We start from the raw sequence: 23,956 nt of genomic DNA on the forward strand, positions 1-23,956 counted from the left end.
TTTCAATGTCAGCCGGTGCCGAAGCTGCGCACCAGGCTGCCGGCCACCAGATACCAGCCGTCGACCATCACAAAGAAGATCAGCTTGAACGGCAAGGCGATCATCACCGGCGGCAGCATCATCATGCCCATCGACATCAGAACCGAGGCGACAACCATGTCGATGATGAGGAAGGGCAGGAAGACAAGAAAGCCGATTTCAAAGGCGCGACGCAGTTCCGAGATCATGAAGGCCGGCACCAGAACCTTGAGCGGCGTCTCTTCCGGTGTCGCCACTTCGTCGACCTGCGCCATGTCCATGAACAGCGTCAGATCCTTTTCGCGCACCTGCGATAGCATGAAAGTACGAAACGGAGCCACCGTGAGGGTGAAGGCTTGCTCCTCGGTAATCTTCTCGGCGATCAGCGGCGCGATGCCGTCGCTATAGGCTTTCTCGAAAGTCGGCGCCATGATGAAGGCGGTGAGGAAGAGCGCAAGACTGGTCAGCACCATGTTCGGGGGCGTCTGCTGGGCGCCCAACGCCGAACGCAGCAGAGAAAGAACGATGATCACACGGGTAAAACTCGTCACCATCACGAGAATACCCGGTGCCAGCGACAGCACCGTCATCAGTGCCACGAGTTGGATGATGCGTCCGGTCGTGCCGCCGTCAGGTCCGTCGCCAAGATCGAGATTGAGGCTTTGCGCCATGGCGGGGGCAGCGCTCAACAGCAAGAGCGGCAGCAGCGCGAGGAGGGTGCGCCCGGAAAGCATCCGCCGGATCGACATGGTGAGGTGGCGGATCATGTAGAGGACTCGTCCTTGGCCGTGGGTTCGAAATCTGCCGGTTGGCGCAATGGCGGCGGATCGTGCCGGGCCATCTCCCGTGCCGCTGTGAGCTTCGACGGATTGTTGCGCGCCATTTCCTGCTCAAAGCCAGTGCGTGCTATTCCCCGTTCGACCACGACATCCCCCTGTGGCCCCAGCAGAAGGAGGTGTTCGACCTGGTCGCGACGGATGAGGATCAGGCGATGGCGTGGCCCCAGCGCTGTCGTTTCCAGCACCTGCACACGACGGCGACTGTCGGCGCGCAGAGCACCGCCAAAGCCAAAGCGCCGCAACGCCCAGGCAAGGATGGCGATCAGCCCCAGAACCAGCAGAAGCGCCAGAATGAACCTTAAATATGAATCGTACGCCATGGCTGATTCCGCGGAGAGCTGCTTCAGGTGATCATCGGCACGGAGCTATTTCCGTCCGCCGGGGGTGCCGGGCCCCTTGCTCGGTTCCTTCCCGGGCGCCGTGCCATAGGCAAGCTGGGCGCGCAGGCGTCGATCGGCCTGCTGAAGGTCGAGGGAGAGGTCCACATTGCGCCGCCTGAGCGCGAAATCCAGATGGTCCAGCTCAGTCATCAGCGTTTCGAGGGCGGAGCGGAGCAGGCGTGCCTTGTCCAATTGCAGCGATCCGACGGCGTCGCACAGCACGGCAATGCGCATGGCAAGGAGGTCGAGTTCGACCAATTGGCCGGCTTCGGCGGCAATTTTCGTTTCGTTGATCATCGCCGCCAATTCGGCAATGGCCGAGGCGAGGTCCTCATGGTCCGGGGGCAGGGATGCGGCTGTCATGGAGTCTCATCCTGGGCGCGGCCATTGGCGCGGTAGATATAGCTCAGGATCTCGGCCACGGCGGCGATGGCATCGACCGGAATTTCGGCATCTAGTTCGACTGCGGCGAGCAGTTCCACCAGATCGGGGTCCTCGCGGACCGGAACACCCTGGGCGAAGGCAATCTCGAGAATCTGCTCGGCCACGCTGCCGCGACCGGTGGCAACCACCCTGGGCGCCCGGCCCCCTGACGACGTTTGGCCCGATTGCTGCCCGGCCGACCCAATTTTCGGCTTGTGGTCGAGGGCCACGGCGATGGGCACGCGCTCCTTTGGCTTCTGCCATCGGGGGCGGCGGGGGCCGACCTCGTCCTCGTCGCTGGCACCCATTTCCTGCTCCATAAGGACCGATTCTCGGCCCGTCGGGACATACCCTAAGCCCTTATACTATGCGTGGCGGTACTTAACGAGGTCTTAACGATGCCGCAATATGATGCTGAATCAATGCGTTCCGATATGCGCACACCCGGGTGCATGAGATGCGGTCAATTTGCCGAGCTTTTTCATAGCATTTTAGGTAATTTAACGGGATCTTAAGGCCTAGGGCCGAAAGTGGCGCAGATATGCTGTATCCGGAGCCAGAAACGGCCGACCGGCCTGCAGCAACCGGGAGCGGAGCGGATGGACTTTACCAACATCCCGTTGTTCGAGCGGTTGACCGAGCGCATGAGCTGGCTCGGGCAGCGTACTCGTGTGCTTTCGCAGAATATCGCCAATGCCGATACGCCCAGCTATCAGCCGCAGGACCTGAAGCCGATCGATTTCGAGGCCGAGATGCGCAAGCTCGAACCGGTGGCACCGGCGCGGACCAACAAGAAGCATCTCACCGGCACGGTGGCGCCGGTCGGTGAGTTTGACGCTAAAAAGGCCAAGAAAACCTACGAAACGGCACCGGTCGGGAATTCGGTGGTGATCGAAGAGCAGATGATGAAGGTCTCCGACACCCAGATGAACTACAACATGGTGGTCAATCTCTACCGCAAGCATATCGATCTGTTCAAAACCGCTATCGGTCGTGGCGGTGGCTGATCTTGCACGCGGCGGCGAGTTTGCCACCGCGCTAGGAGCGTAAAATGGAACTCTTTGACTCTATGTTCATCTCCGCCTCCGGCATGCGCGTGCAGGGCGAGCGGTTGCGCGTCATCGCTGAAAACCTCGCCAACGTTGACTCCGTCGGCGAAACAGCTGGGGCCGATCCCTATCGCCGCAAGGTCGTCACCTTCAAGCAACAGTTCGACCGCCAGATGGGCGCCGATTTGGTCAAGGTTGCCAAGGTTGGAACCGACCCCAGCGATTTCCGCAAGAAATACGAGCCGGGCAACCCGGCGGCGGACAAGGACGGCTATGTCAGTTTGCCCAATGTGAACGCGCTGGTCGAAATGACCGACATGCGCGAGGCGCAGCGCTCCTATGAAGCGAACCTCAAGGTGATCGAAGCGTCGCGCAACATGCTGTCGCGCACCATCGACGTGCTGCGCTGAGCCTGAAGGGACATCGCCATGGCCGATCCGATCATCAGCAATGCCGTTAATGCCTACAACGCTGCCAACAAGGCGCTGGGCAGCAGCGGGATCGAAGCCCGCGACAATGCGGGGCCGAGCTTCAGCGAGCTGCTGCAGAATATCAAGAACGACGCCATTCAGACCGGCAAGGGCGACGAAAAGCAGACCATGCTGGCTGCCGCCGGGCAGGCCAATGTGACCGAGGTCGTGACCGCCGTATCAGCGGCCGAAGTGACCTTGCAGGCGGTGACGGCGGTCCGCGACCGCGTGATCGCCGCCTATCAGGAAATCATGCGGATGCCGATCTGATCCTGCTGGATCGGCCGGATTCATGATAGAATTCACCCATGGATGAGGCAGCCCTACTTGAGATCGCCCGCGACGCCGTGATCGTCACGCTGAAGGTCGGCGCGCCGATCATGCTGATCTCGCTTGTGGTCGGCCTGCTGATTTCTCTGTTCCAGGCCCTGACCCAGATCCAGGAGGCTACCCTCACTTTCGTGCCGAAGGTCGTCATCGTCTTCGTCTCGCTTCTGCTGTTGGCGCCCTTCATGCTGCATGCGCTGACTGATTTCACGGAACAGATCATGTCGCGGGCGAGCGGTTAGGGCCGCCATGTCGATTGAAGCCTTCCTTACCGGCTCGATCTTCCAATTCCTGTTGATCTTTGCCCGTATCGGCGCCGCCATCTCGCTGATTCCCGGATTCGGCGAGGTTTATGTGGCGACAAGGTCTCGCCTGTCCTTTGCCCTGCTGCTCTCCTTCGTGCTGATGCCGTTGGTCAAGGACATGATCCCTTCATTGCCGCCGCAACCGGCGGCCATGGGCTTGCTTATCCTGGCTGAAATCTCGATTGGCATTTTCTTTGGCCTCATCTGCCGCCTCATTCTGATGGCGACCCTGTCCGCCGGCATGATGATCGCGCTGCAGATCGGCATCGCGAATGCCCTCTCGAGCGATCCGACAACGGCCCAACAAGGAGCTGTCACCGGCAACTTCCTGGTGGCTGTCGCCATCGTTCTTATCTTTGCCACCGACCTCGACCATATGAGCCTGCGGGCCCTGGTCGGTACGTATGGCATCTTTCACCCTGGCGAGATGCCGCAATTGCAGGACATGGCAAACACGATCGCCCGCGCAGTGGCTGATTCCTTCCTGCTCGCCCTGCAGATGTCGGCACCCTTTCTCGTCTACGGTGTCGTCCTGGTCGTCGGCATGGGCCTGCTAGCGCGACTGATGCCGACCCTGCAGGTTTTCTTCGTCGTCATGCCGCTGCAGTTGCTGGTCGGATTCGGGCTGATGGCCGTGACCATTTCTGCGGCCATGATCTGGTTCCTCGAGGTCTATCGCAACCACCTGCTTGGCTTTGCGGAATAGGTTGGTGCTGCGATGTCCGAGGACAATGACGACTCACAGAAAACAGAAGACCCAACCTCAAAGCGGCTCGATGAAGCGCGCGCCGAGGGGCGGGTGCCCAAGTCGCAGGAATTCAACCATCTACTGATGATTTTGGCGTTTACGCTGGCGGTCATTTTGTTCGGCCGCTACGCCGGTCAGCAGATCGTGAACATGTCGCTGCCGTTTTTCGAGGCACCCGATCAGATCCCAACGGATCTCGGACATCTCATCAATATGGCATGGCGCATCCTGGGTCTGGTGCTGCTCGCCGGCGTGGCGCCGATCGTCCTGGCCTTTCTGGCGGCCTTCGGTGCCGGCTACCTGCAGTTCGGCCTGCTATGGTCGGCCGAGAACCTGATGCCCAGCCTCGACAAGATTTCGCCGATGGCCGGCTTCAAGCGCATCTTCTCGCTGCGTTCGGTCGCGGAACTGGTCAAGGGCATCCTCAAAATCACGATCGTGGCGACCATCGTCGGCTATTTTATCGTCCCCAGCATCGGCGATCTGCACAAGCTGATCGGCATGGAAATGGTGCAACTGGTCGCGGCGATCAGCGACAAGGTGCATATCCTGTTGATCGGCGTGTTTTGCGTGATGGGCGTCATTGCCGCCGCCGACATTCTCTATCAGCGCTGGGAATACATGAAGAGCCTGCGGATGTCGCGCCAGGATCTGCGCGACGAATACAAGCAGACCGAAGGCGACCCCCTTGTGAAGGGGCGTCTGCGCCAGTTGCGCATGGAACGTGCGCGCCGCCGCATGATGGGTGAGGTGCCAAAGGCCGATGTCGTGGTCACCAACCCGACCCATTATGCCGTTGCCCTCAAATACGACCAGACCGCCATGTCCGCCCCCAAGGTCGTCGCGAAAGGCACCGACAAGGTCGCCCTGCGTATCCGCGAGGTGGCTGAAGAGGCCGATGTGCCGGTGATCGAAAACCCGCCTCTGGCTCGCGGTCTCTATGCTGCAGTCGACATCGACCAGGAAATCCCGCCCGAATACTACAAGGCCGTCGCCGAACTGATTTCCTATATCTTCAAGCTCAAGAAAAGACGACTCTAGCCCGCTGGATTTGGCAATCGGATCGGCTACACTCGCCGGACGAAAGTGGGATGGGGACAGCATTTTGCGCGCAACGATCACCTCTTGTGGCGTCACTTTCACGGCGGTTGCGCTGCTGCCCATGCCGGCACATGCCCAGACGGCTGAGGCAACGACGCTTGGCCTGCCGATTGTCATCGCCATAGCGGCTCTTATCCTCCTTGGGATTGCGCTTGCCGGATTGTTCTGGCTCTGGCGTGGAACCGCGGCGCGCCGCGATCTGCTCCTTGGCAGCCTCAATGCCACCAGCCGGGCGCGGCAGCTCATCGATCCTGCCGGCCGGGTCGTTCTCGCCAATGACGCCTTCGGCCGCCTGTTCCACGATATCAAGGCGCCGTTGCCGCAATTACTGCTGTCCCGCGTCAGCGCGGGATCCGATGCCGCGGAGATTCTGCGACAGCTGATCCTGACTGTGGCAGAGGGTGGCCGCGGGCGCACCGAGATCGAAATTCCGCAGGGTGACGGCCAGACCGATTGGTTTGATGTTTCCGGACGCAGTATCGTCGGATTTCCAGGCTTCGTCCTGTGGGGTGCCGAGAAAGTCACGGCGCAGCGGCAGATCGAGGATTTCATCCGGTCGGATCACGAAACCTTTGCCGATCTCATCGAGCATGCGCCGATCGGCTTCTATTCCGTTGACGAGAATGGCCGTTTTCTTTTCGTGAACTCGACGCTGGCCAGTTGGCTGGGCCTGCTGCCCGACAATGAGGGCGGGTATCGGCAGAGCCTCCATGATCTTGTCGCCGACCCGTTGCCGGCCGAGACGCAACCCTTCAGCCCGTTCCGCGATCCGCAGGCGCGCAGCGGTGAAGTTGCGCTGCGCGGCCCGAACGGCCGAACCTTCCAGGCCTTCGTCCGCCACGACGTGGCGCATATGCAATCCCCTAACGGCAAGGGGATCAGGCTGCGCACGCGTTCGGTCGTTCATGACCTCAGCCGCGAGCGTGAACTGGAAAGCGCCTTGCAGGTCTCGGAGCAGTATTTCCAGCGCTTCTTTGAAGAGGCGCCGGCCAGCATCCTGCTGCTCGACGAGAAGGGGCGGGTGGAGCAGGCCAATCCCGCCTTCCAGCACCTGCTGGTCGGCGCGGAATGGGCGCAAGCGCGCTTTGTCGATCTGGTACAACCCGAGGAGCGACCGGCCGCCGAGGCACATCTGGCGCAAGTCATGGCCGAGGGCCGGGCCGGACAGCCGGTAACTGTGCGATTGATCGGTGACAAGCAGCGCTCCGTCACCATCTATGCCTCGCGGCGCGAAGACCGCGGGCGCGCCATCGGTCTGATCGTGCATCTCATCGATGCGACCGAGCAGAAGCGGCTGGAAGCGCAATTCGCCCAGTCGCAGAAAATGCAGGCGGTCGGCCTGCTGGCCGGCGGTATCGCCCACGATTTCAACAATCTGCTGACGGCCATGATCGGCTTTTGCGATCTGCTGCTGCTGCGCCACAAGGCCGGCGATCAGTCCTTCGCCGACATCATGCAGATCAAGCAGAATGCCAATCGTGCCGCCAATCTGGTGCGCCAGCTGCTGGCTTTTTCCCGCCAGCAGACGCTACAGCCGCGCGTGCTCGACGTCACCGACGTGCTGGCCGAGCTTTCGCATCTGCTGCGCCGACTGATCGGTGAGAATATCGAACTGATGATGGAGCATGGTCGCGACCTCAAATTCGTGCGCGTCGATGCCGGCCAGCTGGAACAGGTCATCATCAACCTGGCGGTAAATGCACGCGATGCGATGTTGGAAGGTGGACGGCTGCTGATCCGCACCCGCAATATCACGACGACCGATCCGATCAGCCGCGGCGTCGAGGTGATGCCTCCTGGCCCCTATGTGCTGATTGAAATCGCGGATACCGGGTCGGGAATTCCCGCTGACATATTGGACCGCATTTTCGAGCCGTTCTTTTCCACCAAGGCGGTGGGGTCGGGGACGGGGCTCGGCCTTTCCACCGTCTATGGCATCGTGCGCCAGACGGGCGGCTTCGTCTTCGTCGACAGTACGCTCGGAAAGGGCACCAATTTCCGTATCTATCTGCCGCAGCATGCCGCTTCAGGGGATGCTGCCACCCGCGCCGACAGCGCCGAGGATCAGCCGCGGGATCTGACCGGGATCGGTACCGTCCTGCTGGTCGAGGATGAGGACGCGGTGCGTCTTTTCTCCGCACGGGCCCTGCGCAACAAGGGCTACAAGGTCCTGGAGGCCAGGAGCGGCGAGGCAGCGCTGGAACTCATCAACGAGCAACTCAACGATATCGACCTCATCATCAGCGACGTCGTGATGCCGCGGATGGACGGCCCAACTTTGATCAAGGAAGTTCGCCAGCGCCGGGCCGATGTGAAGGTCATTTTCATCTCCGGCTATGCCGAGGACGACTTCCGCCGCAAGATCGATGCGGGCGAAGAGGCGCATTTCCTGATGAAGCCATTTACCCTGAAACAGTTGGCGACCAAGGTGAAGGAAGTGCTCGACTAAGCGCTCGCTAAACCACAAACGAGAACGCCGCGCCCCAAGGGGCGCGGCGTTGTCGCAAGACGGCAGAACTTGTCAGAAATCGATTAGATCGATTCCTTCAGCTCCTTAGCAGCGCGGAAGGCGATCTTCTTGCTGGCCTTGATTTTGATGGCTTCGCCGGTGGCCGGGTTACGGCCCATGCGCGCCGGGCGCTTGCGGACCTGGAAGATGCCAAGAGCCGGGATACGGATCTTGTCGCCCTTCTTCAGGTGCTTGCCGATGAGGGTGACGAGGTCGCCAAGGACTTCGTTCGCCAGCTTCTTCGACAGTTCATGCTTTTCGGCCAGATCGGTACCGAGCTGCTTCAAGGTTATGGTCTTTTGTGGTGCGGTCGCCATAGTAAGCCCCTCTGTCACGGATGATTCCCAAGGCCGGAGCATAACGACGGCGGGAATGAGTCGCAAACAAAGAAAGCTGACCTGGTACGATAGAAATCCGCTTGACGCGGGCCTTTCTGCAGCGCAATGACGATCAGCCGAGCGCCTGGACGACAGATTAATAGGTGTCTCCTGCCCGGTCGGCCGCGACCCGAAAGGTCATCAAAACGCCCGTTGCAGTTTCCGCGGGCTTTGATAAAACGGCTGGAAATGCTTGATTTTGCGGGATCGGGGTGTAGCTCAGCCTGGTAGAGTACCTGCTTTGGGAGCAGGGTGTCGGAGGTTCGAATCCTCTCACCCCGACCATCTCGCGGGGTCCTGTTAACGGGATCTTTCAAGCTTGGACGCGATTCTGATGTCGGCATCACCAGGCTGCCGACACAGAAAAATTTCAGGTACCTGGTGCCGGCAAGGTGGTCGCGGGCCAGTGTTTTAGGGCCGAATCGGGGCCTATGGGTAGGAACGAACAGAAGCGAGGTTGGGCGATGGCCGCGAGAATTTATCAGCCTGCTAAGTCAGCGATGCAATCGGGCCGCTCCGGCCGCGCCAGCGTTTGGATCCTGGAATTTCCCCAGCAGTCGCAGCGCCAGGCCGATCCTTTGATGGGCTGGACGTCGAGCAGCGACACCCGCCGTCAGGTGAAGCTCTCTTTCGCCACGCAGGAAGAAGCCGTGGCCTATGCGACGCGCGAAGGCATCGCCTATGAAATCGAGATGCCCAAACAGCGCAGCGTGGCGCCAAAGGCCTATGCCGACAATTTCCGCTTCGATCGCGTCGGCCGGTGGACCCATTGATTCATCGCTGAGGAATCGGACCCCATAGCTCAGCTGGATAGAGCAGCTGCCTTCTAAGCAGCAGGTCGCGTGTTCGAATCACGCTGGGGTCGCCAGAATGCAGGAACAGAAAAGGGCGGCAGTGGATGTACCACTGCCGCTCTTGCTTTATCTGGCCGAGATCAGGCGCGGGCCGGCTGTGCCGCCCTGCCGAGAAGGTTGTCGATAGCATAGGCGCCATTGCCGAGCAGGGCGACGACACCCGAGATCACGATCAGGAACAGCGGATACTCCCAGCCGCCATTGGCGCTGCTGAAGACCCAGCCATTGCCGCTGTGCACCCAGAAAGCGCCGAGGAGGACCGGGATCAGGGCCAGCGAGACGAGGCGCGACCTGAAGCCGATGACGAGGGCGATACCGCCCAGCGCTTCCGCGGCGAAGGTGAGGTAGGCGAGGGTCGCGGGAAGGCCCAGCGATTCGAAGAATTGCGCAGTGCCGGCCAGGGTGAAGGTCAGGTACTTAAGGATGATGCTGTGGGCGAGATACATGACACCCAACGACAGGCGGAGGGCGAGGGCAGCAAGTGCTGCATTCTTTTGGTCGATCATGGTCCAATTTCCTTTGGCTGCAGAGAGTAGGGTGGTGTGAAACCAATATCGGCTGTTGAATTTCTGATATAAACTGCCAACTATTGGCTTCTGTTATTTGCAAAAACGCACAGACATGTCCGCTATCTCGCTGGAATGGAATGATTATCGGGTCGTGCTGGCGATCCACCGTGCCGGTGGATTGGCCCCGGCGGCGCGGACATTGGGGGTCAACCACGCCACCGTCTTTCGCCAGGTGAACGCCATGGAGGCCCGGCTGGGGGCTCGGCTGTTCGACCGGCATCGCAGCGGCTATGGCCTCACCGCGGTGGGCGAGGTGGCTTTGGCGGCGGCCGAGGCGATGGAGGTGCAGGCCCTCGCTGCGGAGCGGCGCATGGCCGGCGGCGATCTAAGTCTCACAGGCACAATCCGGGTTACGGCGCCGGACGACATGGTGCAGCGCCTGCTTTTGCCGATGTTTGCGGCTTTCCGAGAGCGCTATCCAAAGATTGAGTTGGAGGTGATTGTCGAGAACCGCTTTCTCAATCTGTCACGGCGCGAGGCCGACATCGCCTTGCGCCCGACCGCGGCGGCGCCGGAAGCAATGACGGGCATCAATATCGGGCCGCTGAACATGACGCTTTATGGCAGTCCGGCCTTGGCCGATCGCCTGGCCGCAGGGGAGGCCGCGGATGCCTTGCCTTGGATCGGCTGGGAAGATGGCGCGGAAACCCTCCGCTTTGGCGGATTCTATCGCAATCGCGGCCACAACCCGGTCTTCGCCTATCGCAGCAATTCGCTTTTGGCGCAGGTTTCCGCGGCAGAGGCCGGCATGGGGGTCGCCGTTCTGCCCTGCTTTGCAGGGGACAGCAGTGCGCTGCTGCGACGGCTGGAGCCCGTCGATCGCTCTTATGCAACCAACCTGTGGATACTGACGCATCCCGACCTCAAGCGCGCGGCGCGCATCAAGGCGTTTATCGAATTCATATCGGTGGCCTTGCGCCGGAAACGGCGGTTACTGGCGGGGGAGTAGTGGATCAGTGCTCGCCGCAACTGCCGAGCGCCTGAATCGGGCAGTCGGGCCATTCGGGCGCATCGACAGGTTTACTGATGTAGATGGCCAACAGTGCAAAAACAGCCAAAGCAAAGCCGAAAAGGCCAAGACCGGCTGTACCGTTCTGGCTTTCCTCCAACTTGGGCTCCGGACGCAGCAAGGCGTCAGTCGCCGCAGCTTCGGCTGGCGGGTTTTCAGTCAAGAATCTCATTCCGTCCAATGAGGCACGCATTCGCTAAACTTATATGGGCGCTCTTTCCCAAATTACATCAGCGGCATGGCGTCACAGATCGCTGCTTGTGCAATAAACAGGAGAAGACTCTTTATGCGCCAATTTCCGCACATATAGTTGCCAAGATGGGGATGATCGGGCAGTTTTCGTGCAGCTATGCGACAAAAAAGACCAGGGAGAGCAGAAATCATGGCCGGCACCTTCATCAATGTGACAGCCTCGGATGGCGGCCAGTTCCGCGCCTATATGGCCGTGCCGAAATCCGGCAAGGGTCCTGGCATCGTTCTTTGCCAGGAAATCTTCGGCGTGAACGCCTATGTGCGCGAAACCGCCGATTATTACGCCGAGGAAGGTTACGTGGTCCTTGCGCCGGACCTTTTCTGGCGCATGGAGCCGAACGTCGATATGGGCTATTCGCCGGAGGAATGGCAGAAGGCCTTCGACTTTTTCCAGAAGTTCGATGTCGATAAGGGCATCGCGGATATTGGTGCGACCGTAAAGGCCCTGCGCGGCCGGCCGGAATGCACCGGCAAGGTCGGCGTGCTCGGTCATTGCCTTGGCGGCAAGCTCGCCTACCTGACGGCCTGCCGCGTCGATGTAGACGCAGCCGTGGGCTATTATGGCGTCGGCATCGAGGGGAGCCTTGATGAGGGCAAGAATATAAAATGCCCGACCGTGCTCCATTTCGCCGAACTCGATAAATATTGTACGGCCGAGGCGCGGGAGCAGATCGTCGCGCACTTCAAGAATCGGCCGGAGATTGAAACCTATACCTATCCCGGTGTCGATCATGCCTTCGCCCGCACGATGGGTGAGCATTTCGACAAACCCGCGACAATCATGGCGCATTCACGCTCGATCGCCGTCTTCCGCAAGACGCTGGGGCCGCATTACGATCTGTCGGCGCTGTGGGATGCGCATTGCTATCATGAATTTGCAACACGCGATGTCGCCGCGACCATGAAGACCATGGTCGACCAGCCCTATGTCAATCATATCCCGACCATGACCGGCGGCGTGGGGCAGAAGGAACTGGCGCGCTTCTATCAGCATCATTTTGTCAACAACAACCCAGCGGATACCAAGCTGGTCCCGATCTCGCGCACCATCGGCGCCGACCGTGTGGTGGATGAAATGCTGTTCTGCTTCACCCATGACAGAGAGATTGACTGGATGCTGCCCGGCGTGAAGCCGACCGGCAAATATGTCGAAATCCCCCTGGTTGCCATCGTCTGCTTCCGCGGTGACAAGCTCTATAATGAGCACATCTATTGGGATCAGGCGTCCGTCCTGGTGCAGATCGGCTTGCTGGATCCGAAGGGCCTGCCGACCGCGGGCATCGAGACGGCGAAGAAGCTCGTCGATGAAAAACGGCCGTCGAATACGCTCATGAAACGCTGGTCGGAAAGTGCGGGCAAGTAAATGAGCAACCCGTTGAAGGACAAACTCGCGGCGGGCGGATGCATTGCCTGCCATTGGGCCACCTTGGGTTCGCCCTCGGTCGCTGAGTTGCTGGCTGAATCCGGCCCCGATTGCATTGTCTTCGACATGCAGCACGGACTGTGGGACCGCCTCAGCCTCGAATATGCAATCGGGCTGGTGCGCCACAAGACGATCCCGACCGTGCGCAGCGTCGATGCCAGCGATCACGCGATCGGCATGGTGTTGGACGCCGGTGCGCGGGCACTCATTGTTCCCATGGTCGATACGGCAGATCAGGCGCGGGCCGTGGTGCGCGCAGCAAAATATCCACCGCAGGGCGGGCGCTCTGGCGGCGGCACGCGGCCGATGCTCGACTACAAATCCTATATGGCGAATGCCAATGATGAATTGGTTGTCGCGGTGATGATCGAAACCGCCACAGCCGTCGCGAACGCGGCCGAGATCGCCGCCGTCCCCGGTATCGACATGCTCTTCATCGGTCCTTTTGACCTGGCGATGTCGCTTGGCACCTTTCCGGATTTCGGTCCAAAGCACGAGGCTGCGGTACAGTCCGTGTTGGCAGCGGCCAAGGCGGCGGGCAAGAGCTGCGGTATCTTCACCCCCTATGCGAGTTTCGCCGCCGATCGTCGCGCGCAAGGCTTCCAGTGGGTGGTCCTTGCCTATGACCAGGCGCTCGTGCAGGAAACCGCCAAAGGCGCCGTCAAAAATGCCCGTACGGGTGTGGGGCCCAATCTCGTCAAGGATGCGGTCGCGTTGGTGAGCGGCGCCAATGGGGGCATCGGCAGCGAGATTGCCCGCGCCTTGCTGCGCGCGGGTGCTGCCAAGATATATTGCGGCGCACGGCAGGTCGAAACGTTGCGTACGCTTGCAGCCGTAGCACCGGATCGCTTGATACCGGTTCAGCTCGACGTAACGGATGCCGACAGCGTCGCCAAGGCAGCGAAGGCCTGTCCGGATGTCAGCCTCCTCGTCAACAACGCCGGATGGAACTCGAACGAGGGTGTGTTCAGTGCCAACGCGCTTGACAATGCCAGACGCGAGATGGAGACGAATTATCTGGGGACGCTCGCCCTCTCGCGTGCCTTTCAGCCAGTCCTCGCCAGGAGCGGCGGTGGGGCGTTGGTCAATCTGATTTCCGTGATCGCGCACAGCAACGTACCCTTGATGGCAACCTATGCGGCGTCGAAATCGGCGCTGCTGTCACTTACGCAGGCGTTGCGGGCAGAACTGCGCCAGCAAGGCACGCATGTAATGGGCGTGCTGCCGGGGGCCGTCGATACGCCCATGACACCGGGCTTTGAGGGCATGAAGATGCGTCCGCAGCAGGTGGCCGAGGCTCTGATCCAGGGGCTTAAGGCGCGGATGGAAGATATCTATCCGGGTGGCATGGCCTCGGGCGTGTTCAGCGGCATCGCTCTCGATGCCAAGGCGATCGAGGGAGATTTTGCAAACTATCTGCCGGCAGAGTCTGCCTCGCGGGCAAAGGCATGAGCCGCCAAATACAGCATCCATGATCACCGTCGACAATATCGTCAAGCGCTTCGGCGGCATTCGTGCCGTCGACGGCTGCAGCCTGCAGGTCGCCAAGGGATCGATCACCGGATTGATCGGTCCTAACGGCGCCGGCAAATCGACCTTGTTCAACATCATCGCCGGTTTGTTGACGCCCGACAGGGGCAACATCAGCCTTGACGGAATGGATGTCACCGGCTGGCCAGCCCACCGCCTGTTCGGACAAGGTCTCGCGCGCACATTCCAGATTGCCCATGAGTTCAGCCGCATGACGGTGTTGGAAAATCTGATGGCTGTGCCGGCTGGTCAGTCGGGAGAGCGTATCATCAATGCCTGGCTGCGCTGGTCGAAGGTGCGGGCCGAAGAGGCCCGCATTCGTGCGCGTGCCGAGGAGGTTCTGGCGCAATTGCGCATCGACCATGTGAAGCATGAGTTGGCCGGCAATCTGTCCGGTGGCCAAAAGAAGCTGGTCGAACTCGCACGCACCATGATGTGGCAGCCCAAGGTCGTCCTGCTGGATGAGATTGGTGCCGGTGTCAATCGGACGCTGCTATCCGAAATCGCCGGTGAGATCGAGCGCCTCAATCGCGAGCATGGCTACACATTCTTCGTCATTGAGCACGACATGGATCTGATTGCGCGACTCTGCTCGCCGGTGATTGTGATGGCCGAAGGCCGGGTGCTGACACAAGGATCGATGCAGGAGATAAGGCAGAATGCCGATGTGATTGAAGCTTATCTCGGTGGCGGGAAGGTCTGACGCATGGCAGTTCTCGAAGCCACAGGTATGGTAGGCGGTTATGGCGGCATGGATATCCTCAACGGTGTCGACATTTCCGTCGATTCCAGCGAAATCGTCGTCATCATCGGTGCCAATGGTGCCGGCAAATCGACCGCGATGAAGGCGCTGTTTGGCCTGGTGACCTTGCGGGCGGGCCGCGTGCTGCTTGAAGGTCGCGACATCACCAATGCGGCACCAAATGATCTGGTCGGTTACGGCATGGGTTACGTGCCGCAGGAACGGAATGTCTTTCGCACGTTGACGGTGCGGGAGAATCTTGAGATGGGAGCTTTCCTCAAACCCGCGAGCCAAGCGCGGGTGATGGAGCAGGTGTTCACCCTGTTTCCGATCCTCAAAGAGAAGGCCGGCCAACCGGCTGGCGAACTCTCCGGCGGACAGCGCCAGATGGTAGCCGTTGGCCGCGCCTTGATGACGGAGCCGAAACTGCTCATGCTCGACGAACCGACGGCGGGTCTGTCACCCCTCGTAATGGAGCAGATTTTCGAGCGCATCGTTGCCGTCAACAAGGCGGGCATAGGTATACTGCTCGTCGAGCAGAATGCGCGGCAAGCCCTGGCGATTGCGCATCGCGGTTATGTTTTGGCGACAGGGCGCAATCGCTTCACCGGAACGGCGGAGGCATTGCTCGGCAATCCTGAAATCGGCCAATCTTTTTTGGGTGGGTGACGTGGAAGCCTTAGCCGATTTCGTCAATCTCTATCTGTTGCCGGGCGTTGCGGTCGGCTGCATCTATGCACTGGGCGCCGTCGGCATTTCGCTCATTTTTGCGATCCTGCGCTTCGCGCATTTCGCCCATGGCGATCTGATGACCTTCGGCGCCTATCTTGCATATAGCCTGGTGGCCGGGTTGGGTTGGTCGGTCTATCTCGCTTTGCCCATTGCCATCATTGGGGCGGCGCTCGCCAGCGTGCTGATCGACCGGATCGTCTATAAGCCGTTCCGGCGCAGTCCGGGCATCATCGTGGTGATTGCATCCTTTGGCGTGATGCTGGTCGTGCGATCCCTGATCCAATTATTCTGGGGCGTCGACGTGCTCAATTACGAGACGGGCATACGTAAACCGGTGCCGCTGATCGGCGATTTCCGGATGGCGCAGAAGCACATCATCATCATCCTGGTTTCAGTTGTCATTGCCGTCGGCCTGCACTGGTTCCTCAGTCGCAGCCGGATGGGGAAGGCGATGCGGGCCATGAGCGACGATGCTGATCTGGCGCGCATTTCCGGCATCGATACTGAAAAAGTCGTGCGCTGGACCTGGTTGATCGGCGGCGGCCTTGCTGCGGCGGCAGGTATCTTCGCCGGTCTCAATTCGAAGCTTCACCCAAGTGTGGGTTGGGATCTGCTGTTGCCGCTCTTCGCCGCCGCGATTCTAGGCGGCATCGGCCAGCCTTATGGCGCGATCCTCGGTGGCCTGGCCATCGGCATCGCGCAGGAAGTAGCGACCTATCCCTGGATTGGCGACAATCCGCTGGTGCCCCCTGCCTATAAGAACGCTGTCGCCTTCTTCGTCATGGTCTGCATGCTGGTCTGGCGCCCGACGGGTATCTTCAAGGGGCGGGTGCTGTGATGGACACCCATTTCTTCGGCTACCTCATGTATGCCTTGTCGCTGGCGACGATGTTCGGCATCTATGGCATTCTTTGTCTGGGACTCAATTTGCAATGGGGCTTTGCGGGCCTCTTCAATGCGGGCATTGCCGGCTTCTTCGCTGTCGGCGCCTATGCAACGGCGATCCTGACCTCGCCCGAGAGTCCGGATTATCTAGGCGGTTTCGGCTGGCCGCCTTTGCTGGCCATCCCGCTCGCGATGCTGCTATCCGGGGCCATCGCCTGGCCGATCGGGCGCATCTGTCTGGGTCTCAAGGGCGACTATCTGGCGATGGCGACAATCGGCATTTCCGAGATCATCCGATTGGTGCTCAAGAACGAGGATTGGCTGGCAAACGGCACGATGGGCATCTCGACGGTGCCGCGTCCTTTTGAAAGCCTTGGTCAGCCTTGGGGCAATATCGCGTTCCTCGGCTTCGTCCTGCTGGCGATGCTGGTGCTCTATTTCGCTGCCGAGCGGGCCTGGGCTTCGCCTTGGGGCCGCGCGATGCGGGCCATCCGTGACAATGAACTGGCGGCTGCGGCGATCGGCAAGGACGTCGTGCGTTTCCGGCTGGAAGCCTTCGTCCTTGGCGCCATGGTGATGGGATTGGGGGGCGCGCTCTCGGCAATGTACTTCAAATTCATCGGATCAAGCGCCACGGAACCGTTGCTCACGACTTTCCTGGTTTGGGTGATGCTGATCATCGGCGGCAGCGGTAACAATCGCGGCGCCCTGCTGGGCGCCGGCCTGGTGTGGCTGATCTGGTCGGGAACGGAATTGCTCACCAATCGGCTGCCGGCGGAGTGGATTACCCGGTCTTCTTATATGCGCGCCCTCTTGATCGGCGTCCTGCTTATCGTCGTGTTGCAGCGCTTCGCCAAGGGCGTGTTGCCGGAAAAACCACCGCGCCGGATCGATAGCTAGACGAGGGGTGGTAGGGCGGTGAGGGAGACGATCGGCGTCACCTTGCCATCCAGAGCATATTCCTGGGGCCCAGGCTGTCGGCGCAGTAGAAAGACCTTGAAACCGACGCGCGCAGCCCCCATTGCATCCCAGGCATTCGAGGACACGAAGCCGATCGAATGCGGCGGCAGATAAAGGCTTTCCGCAGCCATTCCGTAAACGCGTGGATCCGGCTTGTAGAAACGCAGCGCGTGAACCGAGAGGATCGGCTCCAGACGGTCGGCGATTGCAGCGCTGTCGAGAGCCTCCCGCAGCATGCCCGGTGTGCCGTTGGAAAGAATGCCGACCTTCTTCCCGGAGGATTTCAACGCGGTGAGCGTTGGTGCGACATCTGCAAAAGGTGTCAACCGGCGATAGCTTGCCAACAGATCATTTCGCAGCACCGGATCATCGATCCCATGGGTTGCCAGAGCGAAATCCAATGCCTCGGCAGTCAATGCGTCAAAGGGGCGGTAGTCACCGGCCAGCGATAGTGTCCAGGTGTATTCCAGCTGCTTCTGTCGCCACAGATTGGAAATAGCTCCTGCCGATGGGCCAAGTCGTGCCGCATGGCGCGCAACGCTGGAATGAATGTCGAGCAGCGTTCCATAGGCGTCGAAAAGGATGGCTCCAAGCGTCATGTGTAGGTTCCAAAAAAATGACGGCCCGCCGATGAGCTTGCGATCACAGGCGGGCCGTCAAATCTTACGCTAGTAAACCGGTTAAGGATTGACCAAACCGACCTGCTTGTAGCTGTTGCCGTCAACCACGAAGTGGCCGATGACGCCGGGAATGTCGCCATTGGCATCGAATTCCATTTCGCCCGTGGCGCCGGAATAGTCGATATCCTTGCCGGCTGCGATCAGTTCCTTGGCCTTCTTCCATTCACCCGGCAGGATCTTTTCGCCCGGCGCGTTGGCCACTTCGCGCAGCGCGTCGCGCACCTTGACGCGATCGGTGGAACCGGCCTTCTCAACGGCGAGTGCCGCGAGCATGACCGAGTCATAGGTCTGGCCGATGAAGATCTTGTCCTTGGCCGTCTGGTAGGCCGAGGTGTAGAGCTCGTCGAATTTTTTCGCGGCATCGCTTTCCGGCGCAGAGGGTGAGGTGAAGAACGAGGTCTTCAGATTGTCGGCGCCGATCTGTTCAATGAGCTTGTTGTCGCGAAGACCATCTGTGCCAATGAAGCGGTTGAACAGGCCGTTCTCCAGAGCTTCCTTGACGATCGTCGTGCCGGAATCGCCTGCATAGGCGATCAGTACGAGGGCCTCAGGCTTATCCTTGGCCAGGGTGCCGAGTTCGGCAGCATAGCTCTGCTGCTTTTCTTCGTGCTTCACTTCTGCCGTGATGGTGCCGCCCCCGGCCTTGTAGGCGGTGGCAAAGCCGGTCGCGAGCGGTGTCGCGTAGTCGTTGTTGGCATAGGTGAGGGCCACCGTCTTGATGCCCTGGTCCAGCACCAGCTTGGCCAGCACGACGCCTTGATAGGCATCCGATGGCACGATGCGGAAGACATAGTCATTGTCTTTGAGTGTGGTGAAGTCCGGCGACGTCGCCGTCGGCGAAATCTGCAGCACGCCCGAGGGAATGGTCACGGCGTTGGCCGCGGCGAGCGTCGTGCCAGACATCAGCGCCCCGACAACAACCGGCACGTTCTCGACATTGACCAGTTTGGTGGCGGCGTCGACGGCACCTTGGGTGGCGCCGGTGGTGTCACCCACCACAGTGACCATCTTGCCGCCCAGCAATCCACCGCCGTCATTGATTTCCTTTTCGGCGAGCTTCACCGAATCCATCATCGGCGGAATGAAGCTGGCGATCGGACCGGTGACATCGAAAAGGATGCCGACCTTGGTATCACCGCCTGCAGGCGCTGTTGCCGGCGCCGCTGCCGACGTTGCGGTTTCGTTGGTGGCGGCCGCTTGTTCTTCCTTCTTCTCCTCACCGCAGGCGGCGAGGGCGAGGCCGGAGGCGAGAATGGCTGCAATGCTGGCCCGCTTCATCAGCGACGTCCTGATCGTCATATTGTCGTTCCCCTGTCTTGGTGGTTGTTCGTTGGAATTCAGGTAAAGGCGTTGAAGGTGATGATGGTGAGCGTATCTTTGACATGTGGCAGGGTCTGCAGCTCCGAAGTCACGAAGCGGCCCACATCCATGTCGGTCGGCAGGTAGCATTTCACGAGCAGGTCATATTGCCCCGAAATCGAATAGAGCTCGGCGATCTGCTGCACCGTATCCAGCGCCTTTTCGGCGACGTCATAGGACTTGCCGGGTTCGCATTTCACCATGACGAAAATCGGCCGCATGTGCCTCGACTCCCATTTTCCCTCAATCCGGCTGCATGTTGCCCCGGCGCGCCGGCAAAATCCAGCCCCGCGGCCGGCCTGTCAGGTGACGGCGGCCCGCCGGTTGAAGGCTGGAAGCCGCCATTCCGCGGTCTCGAGGACGGCCTTCAGCGTGGCGACGGCATCCCAGATATCCTGGTAGCGGACGTAAAGGGGGGTGAAGCCGAATCGCATCAGGTCCGGGGCCCGGAAGTCGCCGATGACCCCTCGCGCGATCAGGGCCTGCATCACGGCGTAGCCCGCGCTATGGGCATAGCTTACCTGGCTGCCGCGCAGGCCACCCTCGGTCGGACTGGCCAGGGTGAGGCCAAATCCGGCGCATTCCTGGTCCACAAGCCGGATCATCAGGTCGCCGAGCGCCAGCGATTTCTGGCGCACAAGGGCGAGATCGATGCCGTCGAAGGTGGTGAGACCGCATTCTAGTGCTGCCATGCTGAGCACCGGCGGCGTTCCCACGAGGAAGCGGTCGATGCCGGGCTTCGGTTGATAGGCAGTCTCGAAGGCGAAGGGGACCGCGTGGCCGAACCACCCGAAAAGCGGCTGCTGCGTTGCGTCCTGCCAACGGCGGGCCACGAACAGGAAGGCCGGGGCACCCGGGCCGCCATTCAGGTACTTGTAGCCGCAGCCGACGGCGAAATCGGCGCCGGTGCCGTTGAGATCGACCGGCAGCGCGCCGGCCGAATGGGCAAGATCCCACAACGTATGGGCGCCCGTCGCCTTGGCCTTGGCATTGATTGTCGCCATGTCATGGCGGCGCCCGGTGCGATAGTCGACTTCAGTCAGCATCACCACGGCGACATCGGTGTCGATCCGGTCGATGACGGCTTCCGGCGGGACAATCTCGAGGTGATGGTCACGGCTCAGCAACTGGGCAAGTCCCTGCGCCATGTAAAGATCGGTCGGAAAGTTTCCGTTGTCCGACAAGATAACCTTGCGATCCGGGCGCAAGGCGAGGGCTGCGCTGATTAGCTTGAAGACATTGAGCGACGTGGAGTCACAGACTACAACTTCATCGGATTGTGCGCCGATCAGTCGGGCGATCTGGGCTCCCAGGCGGCGTGGCAGGTCGACCCAGCCATGCTTGTTCCAGCTGGTGATGAGATCATGACCCCATTGCGCCTGAATGACGGTCTGGACGTGCTCTGCCGTGGCTCTCGGCAAGGCGCCGAGAGAGTTGCCGTCGAGATAGACGATGCCTTCAGGCAAATGAAAGCGGTCGCGTGCAATGGCCAGCGGGTCCTTTGCGTCCAGTGCTTCGCAATTGGCGCGGTCGAGTGAACTCATCTTCAGAGGCTCCGGAGAACGGCGCGCACGGGGCTCGAATCGGCACCCGCGATCTTCAAGGGTAAGGCGATCAGTTCATAGATACCGAATGGCACGGCGTCGAGTACCAGCCCTTCGAGGATGGCGAGGCCGCGGCGTGCGACGGCAAGATGCGCTGCCATGGTCTTCGATGTCTGCGGGTCGAGTGACGGCGTGTCGACGCCGATAAGCCGGACGCCGCGGTCAGCCAGCTCTTCAACCAGATCGGCATCGATCGCTGCGAAATTTCCGTCCCACGTCTCTTGCGGCGCCCGCTGGTAAGTGCGGATGAGGAGGCGGGTGGTTCCCTGGGAAAGCTGCGGCATGATGTGGGCTGCGGCCACCAGCCCATCCGCGGTTCGCGCATCGACAACTTGCGCTGGACCCAGATAGATCGACAGATCGACAGCATCAATCGTTATGCCGTCGGCGTCATAATGGAAAGGCGCATCGGCATGGCTACCACTATGAGTCGACAGTGTCAGCGACGAGACGTTGACGGGTATGCCGGGGCCCATCGACCAAGTCCGCCGCAGCTCAAAGGCTGTGTCGCCTGGCCAGACCGGCAGGTCGTTCCGCAGGGATTGAGAAATGTCGTAAAGCATATGTCGCCAAGCCAGGAATTATATCCCTGAGCCTAGGCGAGAGCGTGATGGTCGGCAAGTCGCCCTATTTCGGAGCCAGGAGGAAATAGTAAGCGGCACCCGCACCGCCACCAATCAACACAAGGAGCCAAAGGGCAATGCCCGCGAGTTCCATGCCGCCAAGTTTGGATTTGCTGGCCTTGCCGGCACTCTCGCCAGCATCGCTGCGCCCCGCGACGATATCGAGCGCGCGCTGTTCGTCCTTCTTACGGGTGCCCATGGGTGGTCTCCGCGCTCCACAATTACGCCATGATCTTTAAATCCCTCTATCCTCTAGTGGGGAAGGGTTAACAACTTCTTCATGCAGGCCGTCCGCCCTCAACTTTCGTAGAGCTTTTCCGGCGGGATAACGACATCGGCGATAATTGTGGGACTATTGTCCCTGATAGCGGTGAAGAAGCAATTGCGCCGCCCAGTGTGGCAGGCGACGCCGATCTGGTCGACCAGCAATAGAAGGCAGTCCTTGTCGCAATCGACACGGAGCTCGACGAGCCGCTGCACCTGACCGGAACTGTCCCCCTTACGCCAGAGCGCCTGACGCGAACGCGACCAATAGACCACACGGTCACCAGCCAAGGTTTCGCGCAGGCTGTCGCGGTTCATCCACGCCATCATCAGAACCTCGCCGGTATCGTGCTGCTGCGCGATCGCGGGTATCAATCCGTTGACGTCATAGGTCAGGCCCTCGATGAAGGCATTTGTTTGTTGTGCAAGTGCAGGCACGACTCTCTCCTCACCAGATCGAGAGGGGTTTTTTGACATCGCCTTCGGCAAAGCGCGAAAGGCGGAAGGCGCGCAGATTGAATCCGGTCTCCGCCCCTTGCGCCAGCGCCAGCATGACTTTGCCGACCATCGGGCCCGGGGCAAAGCCGTGGCCGCAGAAACCGGTCGCGACCAGCAGGCCGGGCAGGGCAGGTGGCGCATCGAGCACCGGAATGCCATCAGGCAGCGTATCGATATTCCCGCCCCATTGCTCGGCAAGACCGACGCGACCAACCGCGGGAAAGGCGCGTTCCAACAGGCGAACGGCATCCTGCAGCCGTTCCTGCTGCGGTGGAATCATCGGCTCGCGCTCATGGATGCCGGGCTTGCGAGCTTCGTCGCTCCACGGCATGCGCTGGCAAAGATCGCGCAGCATGGATGCGCCGACATGCAGCGTCAGTCCCTTGGCGCTTTCGCGATAAGCGCTCCAATACCATGGCGCCAATCGGATGTGGTCCAAAGTGACGTCGACATCGCCATGCATGCTGGAGGCAATGTTCAACGAACCATCACTGCGTTTGCGGAAAGCAATGCCGTCGCCGACGAAGGCGGCATCGGTTACCTGTGGCAGAACATTCGTGCGGGCGACAGAGGCGCGGACGAAGGATTGGGGCAGCAGGACGTCATGTCCTTTCAGGAGACGCCATGAACTGGCGCCGGCGCAAAGCAGGACGGTCTTCGCGCGCACATTGCCCCATTCGGTTTCGACTCCATTGATACGCCCGGCAGACTTCTCGAGCGCAAGCGCTCCGCATCCTTCCAGGATGACGGCGCCAAGTTCCCGCGCGCGCTGGGCAAAGGCCGCCGCAGCCTTACGGGGCTCGGCATGACCGTCGCTTTTCGTATAGAGGCCGCCTTGGATCGGGGAAGCGAGATTTGGCAGCAGGTTCTTAACCTCGGCCACGCTGAGGAGGCGCGTGTCGAGGCCGAAGGACTTCGCCGATTCCAGCCATTTCTCGCGATAGGCCATGATGCTGGGAGAACCGCTGGCATAGAGTGCCCCGCCCTCGTTCCATTCGAGATCCGCACTGAGCTCCGCTTCAAGGCCGCGCCACAGCTTCTTGCATTCTTCCATCAAGGGGATTTCGTCCGGATCGCGCATCTGGACCCGCACGAAGCCCCAGGCACGCGAACTCTGCTGTCCCGCAACCCGGGACTTGTCGAGCAAAACGACCTTCATCCCGGCCTTCGCCATGTAATAGGCGCTGGCACAGCCTTGGATGCCGGCCCCGATTATGACGATATCGGCTTCGGCGGGCAGGGTGTTCGGCTGGCGCAAGATGCTTTCCCTCAAAAAGAAGTTCGCAATGGGAGCGAATGTCCTGCCTTGCCGCAATGCTGTCAATGCACGGCTGGGCCCCTCGTCTGCGGCCATGTTGCTCAGGCAGTGTCGGCATGCGGGGGTGGCGATTGACGGCCTCTCCCCGGGTCTGGGAGAGTGCCGCGC

30 protein-coding genes and 2 tRNA genes are annotated in these 23,956 nt (G+C 60.7%); 17 read left to right on the forward strand and 15 right to left on the reverse strand.

Going from position 1 to position 23,956, the window contains the following annotated elements:
* Positions 1-8 precede the first annotated feature (8 nt).
* The 4 genes from fliP to ACE3OA_RS04740 are packed head-to-tail and all read right to left on the reverse strand — an operon-like array spanning position 9 to position 1,968.
* A complete protein-coding gene (gene fliP, locus ACE3OA_RS04725; RefSeq protein WP_374308429.1) occupies positions 9-785 on the reverse strand; it encodes a flagellar type III secretion system pore protein FliP in 777 nt (258 codons plus the stop codon).
* Positions 782-1,177, reverse strand: a complete 396-nt coding sequence (locus ACE3OA_RS04730; protein WP_374308431.1) for a flagellar biosynthetic protein FliO — start codon at positions 1,175-1,177, stop codon at positions 782-784. The genes fliP and ACE3OA_RS04730 overlap by 4 nt, the downstream gene beginning before the upstream one ends.
* 45 nt (positions 1,178-1,222) lie before the next feature.
* On the reverse strand, positions 1,223-1,600 hold the full coding sequence (locus ACE3OA_RS04735; protein ID WP_374308433.1) for a hypothetical protein: 378 nt from the start codon (positions 1,598-1,600) through the stop codon (positions 1,223-1,225).
* Positions 1,597-1,968: an EscU/YscU/HrcU family type III secretion system export apparatus switch protein gene (locus ACE3OA_RS04740; protein WP_374308435.1), complete on the reverse strand. Its 372-nt coding sequence runs from the start codon at positions 1,966-1,968 to the stop codon at positions 1,597-1,599. Before ACE3OA_RS04740 ends, ACE3OA_RS04735 begins: the two co-directional genes overlap by 4 nt.
* 291 nt (positions 1,969-2,259) lie before the next feature.
* Here ACE3OA_RS04740 and flgB point away from each other — a divergent pair, with 291 nt between their 5' ends.
* The 7 genes from flgB to ACE3OA_RS04775 all read left to right on the forward strand — a co-directional run bounded on the left by flgB (position 2,260) and on the right by ACE3OA_RS04775 (position 8,109).
* Positions 2,260-2,667 (forward strand): flagellar basal body rod protein FlgB, encoded by a 408-nt coding sequence (flgB, locus tag ACE3OA_RS04745; RefSeq protein WP_374308437.1) that lies wholly within the window; start codon positions 2,260-2,262, stop codon positions 2,665-2,667.
* Positions 2,668-2,711: 44 nt separating this feature from the next.
* Entirely contained in the window at positions 2,712-3,119 is a 408-nt protein-coding gene (gene flgC / locus ACE3OA_RS04750; RefSeq protein ID WP_374308439.1) for a flagellar basal body rod protein FlgC, read from the forward strand.
* 18 nt (positions 3,120-3,137) lie between these two features.
* The gene (gene fliE, locus ACE3OA_RS04755) at positions 3,138-3,449 is read left to right on the forward strand and encodes a flagellar hook-basal body complex protein FliE (protein WP_374308441.1); all 312 of its coding nucleotides are present in this window, start codon (positions 3,138-3,140) and stop codon (positions 3,447-3,449) included.
* Between the two features lie 38 nt (positions 3,450-3,487).
* Positions 3,488-3,748, forward strand: coding sequence for a flagellar biosynthesis protein FliQ (gene fliQ / locus ACE3OA_RS04760; RefSeq protein WP_374308443.1), 261 nt, complete (start codon positions 3,488-3,490; stop codon positions 3,746-3,748).
* 7 nt (positions 3,749-3,755) lie between these two features.
* On the forward strand, positions 3,756-4,517 hold the full coding sequence (locus ACE3OA_RS04765) for a flagellar biosynthetic protein FliR (RefSeq protein ID WP_374308445.1): 762 nt from the start codon (positions 3,756-3,758) through the stop codon (positions 4,515-4,517).
* Positions 4,518-4,529: 12 nt separating this feature from the next.
* Positions 4,530-5,600, forward strand: a complete 1,071-nt coding sequence (gene flhB / locus ACE3OA_RS04770; protein WP_374308447.1) for a flagellar biosynthesis protein FlhB — start codon at positions 4,530-4,532, stop codon at positions 5,598-5,600.
* 64 nt (positions 5,601-5,664) lie between these two features.
* The gene (locus ACE3OA_RS04775) at positions 5,665-8,109 is read left to right on the forward strand and encodes a response regulator (protein WP_374308449.1); all 2,445 of its coding nucleotides are present in this window, start codon (positions 5,665-5,667) and stop codon (positions 8,107-8,109) included.
* An 83-nt stretch (positions 8,110-8,192) separates the two neighbouring features.
* Here ACE3OA_RS04775 and ACE3OA_RS04780 read toward each other — a convergent pair whose 3' ends face one another.
* Positions 8,193-8,486 (reverse strand): HU family DNA-binding protein, encoded by a 294-nt coding sequence (locus ACE3OA_RS04780; protein ID WP_374308451.1) that lies wholly within the window; start codon positions 8,484-8,486, stop codon positions 8,193-8,195.
* Between the two features lie 268 nt (positions 8,487-8,754).
* On the opposite strand from ACE3OA_RS04780, the gene ACE3OA_RS04785 reads away from it, so the two are divergent.
* The 3 genes from ACE3OA_RS04785 to ACE3OA_RS04795 all read left to right on the forward strand — a co-directional run bounded on the left by ACE3OA_RS04785 (position 8,755) and on the right by ACE3OA_RS04795 (position 9,414).
* Positions 8,755-8,831: transfer RNA gene (locus ACE3OA_RS04785), tRNA-Pro, on the forward strand.
* A 179-nt stretch (positions 8,832-9,010) separates the two neighbouring features.
* Positions 9,011-9,319, forward strand: a complete 309-nt coding sequence (locus ACE3OA_RS04790) for an ETC complex I subunit (protein ID WP_374308453.1) — start codon at positions 9,011-9,013, stop codon at positions 9,317-9,319.
* Positions 9,320-9,337: 18 nt separating this feature from the next.
* Positions 9,338-9,414, forward strand: a tRNA-Arg gene (locus ACE3OA_RS04795).
* Between the two features lie 66 nt (positions 9,415-9,480).
* Here ACE3OA_RS04795 and ACE3OA_RS04800 read toward each other — a convergent pair.
* A complete protein-coding gene (locus tag ACE3OA_RS04800; RefSeq protein WP_374308455.1) occupies positions 9,481-9,906 on the reverse strand; it encodes a DoxX family protein in 426 nt (141 codons plus the stop codon).
* 115 nt (positions 9,907-10,021) lie between these two features.
* Between ACE3OA_RS04800 and ACE3OA_RS04805 the strand changes: the two genes are divergently transcribed.
* Positions 10,022-10,918: a LysR family transcriptional regulator gene (locus ACE3OA_RS04805; RefSeq protein ID WP_374308457.1), complete on the forward strand. Its 897-nt coding sequence runs from the start codon at positions 10,022-10,024 to the stop codon at positions 10,916-10,918.
* A gap of 4 nt (positions 10,919-10,922) precedes the next feature.
* On the opposite strand, the gene ACE3OA_RS04810 is transcribed toward ACE3OA_RS04805, so the two are convergent.
* Entirely contained in the window at positions 10,923-11,141 is a 219-nt protein-coding gene (locus ACE3OA_RS04810; RefSeq protein WP_374308459.1) for a hypothetical protein, read from the reverse strand.
* 219 nt (positions 11,142-11,360) lie between these two features.
* Between ACE3OA_RS04810 and ACE3OA_RS04815 the strand changes: the two genes are divergently transcribed.
* The 6 genes from ACE3OA_RS04815 to ACE3OA_RS04840 are packed head-to-tail and all read left to right on the forward strand — an operon-like array spanning position 11,361 to position 17,442.
* Entirely contained in the window at positions 11,361-12,593 is a 1,233-nt protein-coding gene (locus tag ACE3OA_RS04815) for a dienelactone hydrolase family protein (protein ID WP_374308461.1), read from the forward strand.
* A complete protein-coding gene (locus ACE3OA_RS04820; protein WP_374308463.1) occupies positions 12,594-14,105 on the forward strand; it encodes an SDR family oxidoreductase in 1,512 nt (503 codons plus the stop codon). It begins immediately after the preceding gene.
* 19 nt (positions 14,106-14,124) lie between these two features.
* The gene (locus ACE3OA_RS04825) at positions 14,125-14,886 is read left to right on the forward strand and encodes an ABC transporter ATP-binding protein (RefSeq protein WP_374308465.1); all 762 of its coding nucleotides are present in this window, start codon (positions 14,125-14,127) and stop codon (positions 14,884-14,886) included.
* A gap of 3 nt (positions 14,887-14,889) precedes the next feature.
* Positions 14,890-15,594, forward strand: a complete 705-nt coding sequence (locus ACE3OA_RS04830) for an ABC transporter ATP-binding protein (protein WP_374308467.1) — start codon at positions 14,890-14,892, stop codon at positions 15,592-15,594.
* 1 nt (position 15,595) lies between these two features.
* Entirely contained in the window at positions 15,596-16,495 is a 900-nt protein-coding gene (locus ACE3OA_RS04835; protein WP_374308469.1) for a branched-chain amino acid ABC transporter permease, read from the forward strand.
* The gene (locus ACE3OA_RS04840; RefSeq protein ID WP_374308471.1) at positions 16,495-17,442 is read left to right on the forward strand and encodes a branched-chain amino acid ABC transporter permease; all 948 of its coding nucleotides are present in this window, start codon (positions 16,495-16,497) and stop codon (positions 17,440-17,442) included. The genes ACE3OA_RS04835 and ACE3OA_RS04840 overlap by 1 nt, the downstream gene beginning before the upstream one ends.
* Here ACE3OA_RS04840 and ACE3OA_RS04845 read toward each other — a convergent pair.
* The 8 genes from ACE3OA_RS04845 to ACE3OA_RS04880 all read right to left on the reverse strand — a co-directional run bounded on the left by ACE3OA_RS04845 (position 17,439) and on the right by ACE3OA_RS04880 (position 23,788).
* Positions 17,439-18,101 carry a haloacid dehalogenase type II gene (locus ACE3OA_RS04845; RefSeq protein ID WP_374308473.1) on the reverse strand — a complete coding sequence of 221 codons (663 nt, stop codon included), beginning with the start codon at positions 18,099-18,101 and terminating at the stop codon, positions 17,439-17,441. The two genes, ACE3OA_RS04840 and ACE3OA_RS04845, sit on opposite strands and share 4 nt — an antisense overlap.
* A gap of 81 nt (positions 18,102-18,182) precedes the next feature.
* Positions 18,183-19,481, reverse strand: coding sequence for an ABC transporter substrate-binding protein (locus ACE3OA_RS04850; protein ID WP_374308475.1), 1,299 nt, complete (start codon positions 19,479-19,481; stop codon positions 18,183-18,185).
* 38 nt (positions 19,482-19,519) lie between these two features.
* On the reverse strand, positions 19,520-19,762 hold the full coding sequence (locus ACE3OA_RS04855) for an Lrp/AsnC ligand binding domain-containing protein (RefSeq protein ID WP_374308477.1): 243 nt from the start codon (positions 19,760-19,762) through the stop codon (positions 19,520-19,522).
* An 81-nt stretch (positions 19,763-19,843) separates the two neighbouring features.
* Complete coding sequence (gene kynU, locus ACE3OA_RS04860; RefSeq protein ID WP_374308479.1) at positions 19,844-21,085, reverse strand: kynureninase; 1,242 nt, start codon at positions 21,083-21,085, stop codon at positions 19,844-19,846.
* A gap of 2 nt (positions 21,086-21,087) precedes the next feature.
* Entirely contained in the window at positions 21,088-21,708 is a 621-nt protein-coding gene (gene kynB / locus ACE3OA_RS04865) for an arylformamidase (protein WP_374308481.1), read from the reverse strand.
* Positions 21,709-21,772: 64 nt separating this feature from the next.
* Complete coding sequence (locus tag ACE3OA_RS04870) at positions 21,773-21,967, reverse strand: hypothetical protein (RefSeq protein WP_374308483.1); 195 nt, start codon at positions 21,965-21,967, stop codon at positions 21,773-21,775.
* A gap of 98 nt (positions 21,968-22,065) precedes the next feature.
* On the reverse strand, positions 22,066-22,470 hold the full coding sequence (hisI, locus tag ACE3OA_RS04875) for a phosphoribosyl-AMP cyclohydrolase (protein ID WP_374308485.1): 405 nt from the start codon (positions 22,468-22,470) through the stop codon (positions 22,066-22,068).
* 10 nt (positions 22,471-22,480) lie between these two features.
* Positions 22,481-23,788 (reverse strand): NAD(P)/FAD-dependent oxidoreductase, encoded by a 1,308-nt coding sequence (locus ACE3OA_RS04880; protein ID WP_374308487.1) that lies wholly within the window; start codon positions 23,786-23,788, stop codon positions 22,481-22,483.
* Positions 23,789-23,956 lie beyond the last annotated feature (168 nt).

Source organism: Dongia sp., from assembly GCF_041906375.1.
Classification (GTDB): domain Bacteria; phylum Pseudomonadota; class Alphaproteobacteria; order Dongiales; family Dongiaceae; genus Dongia.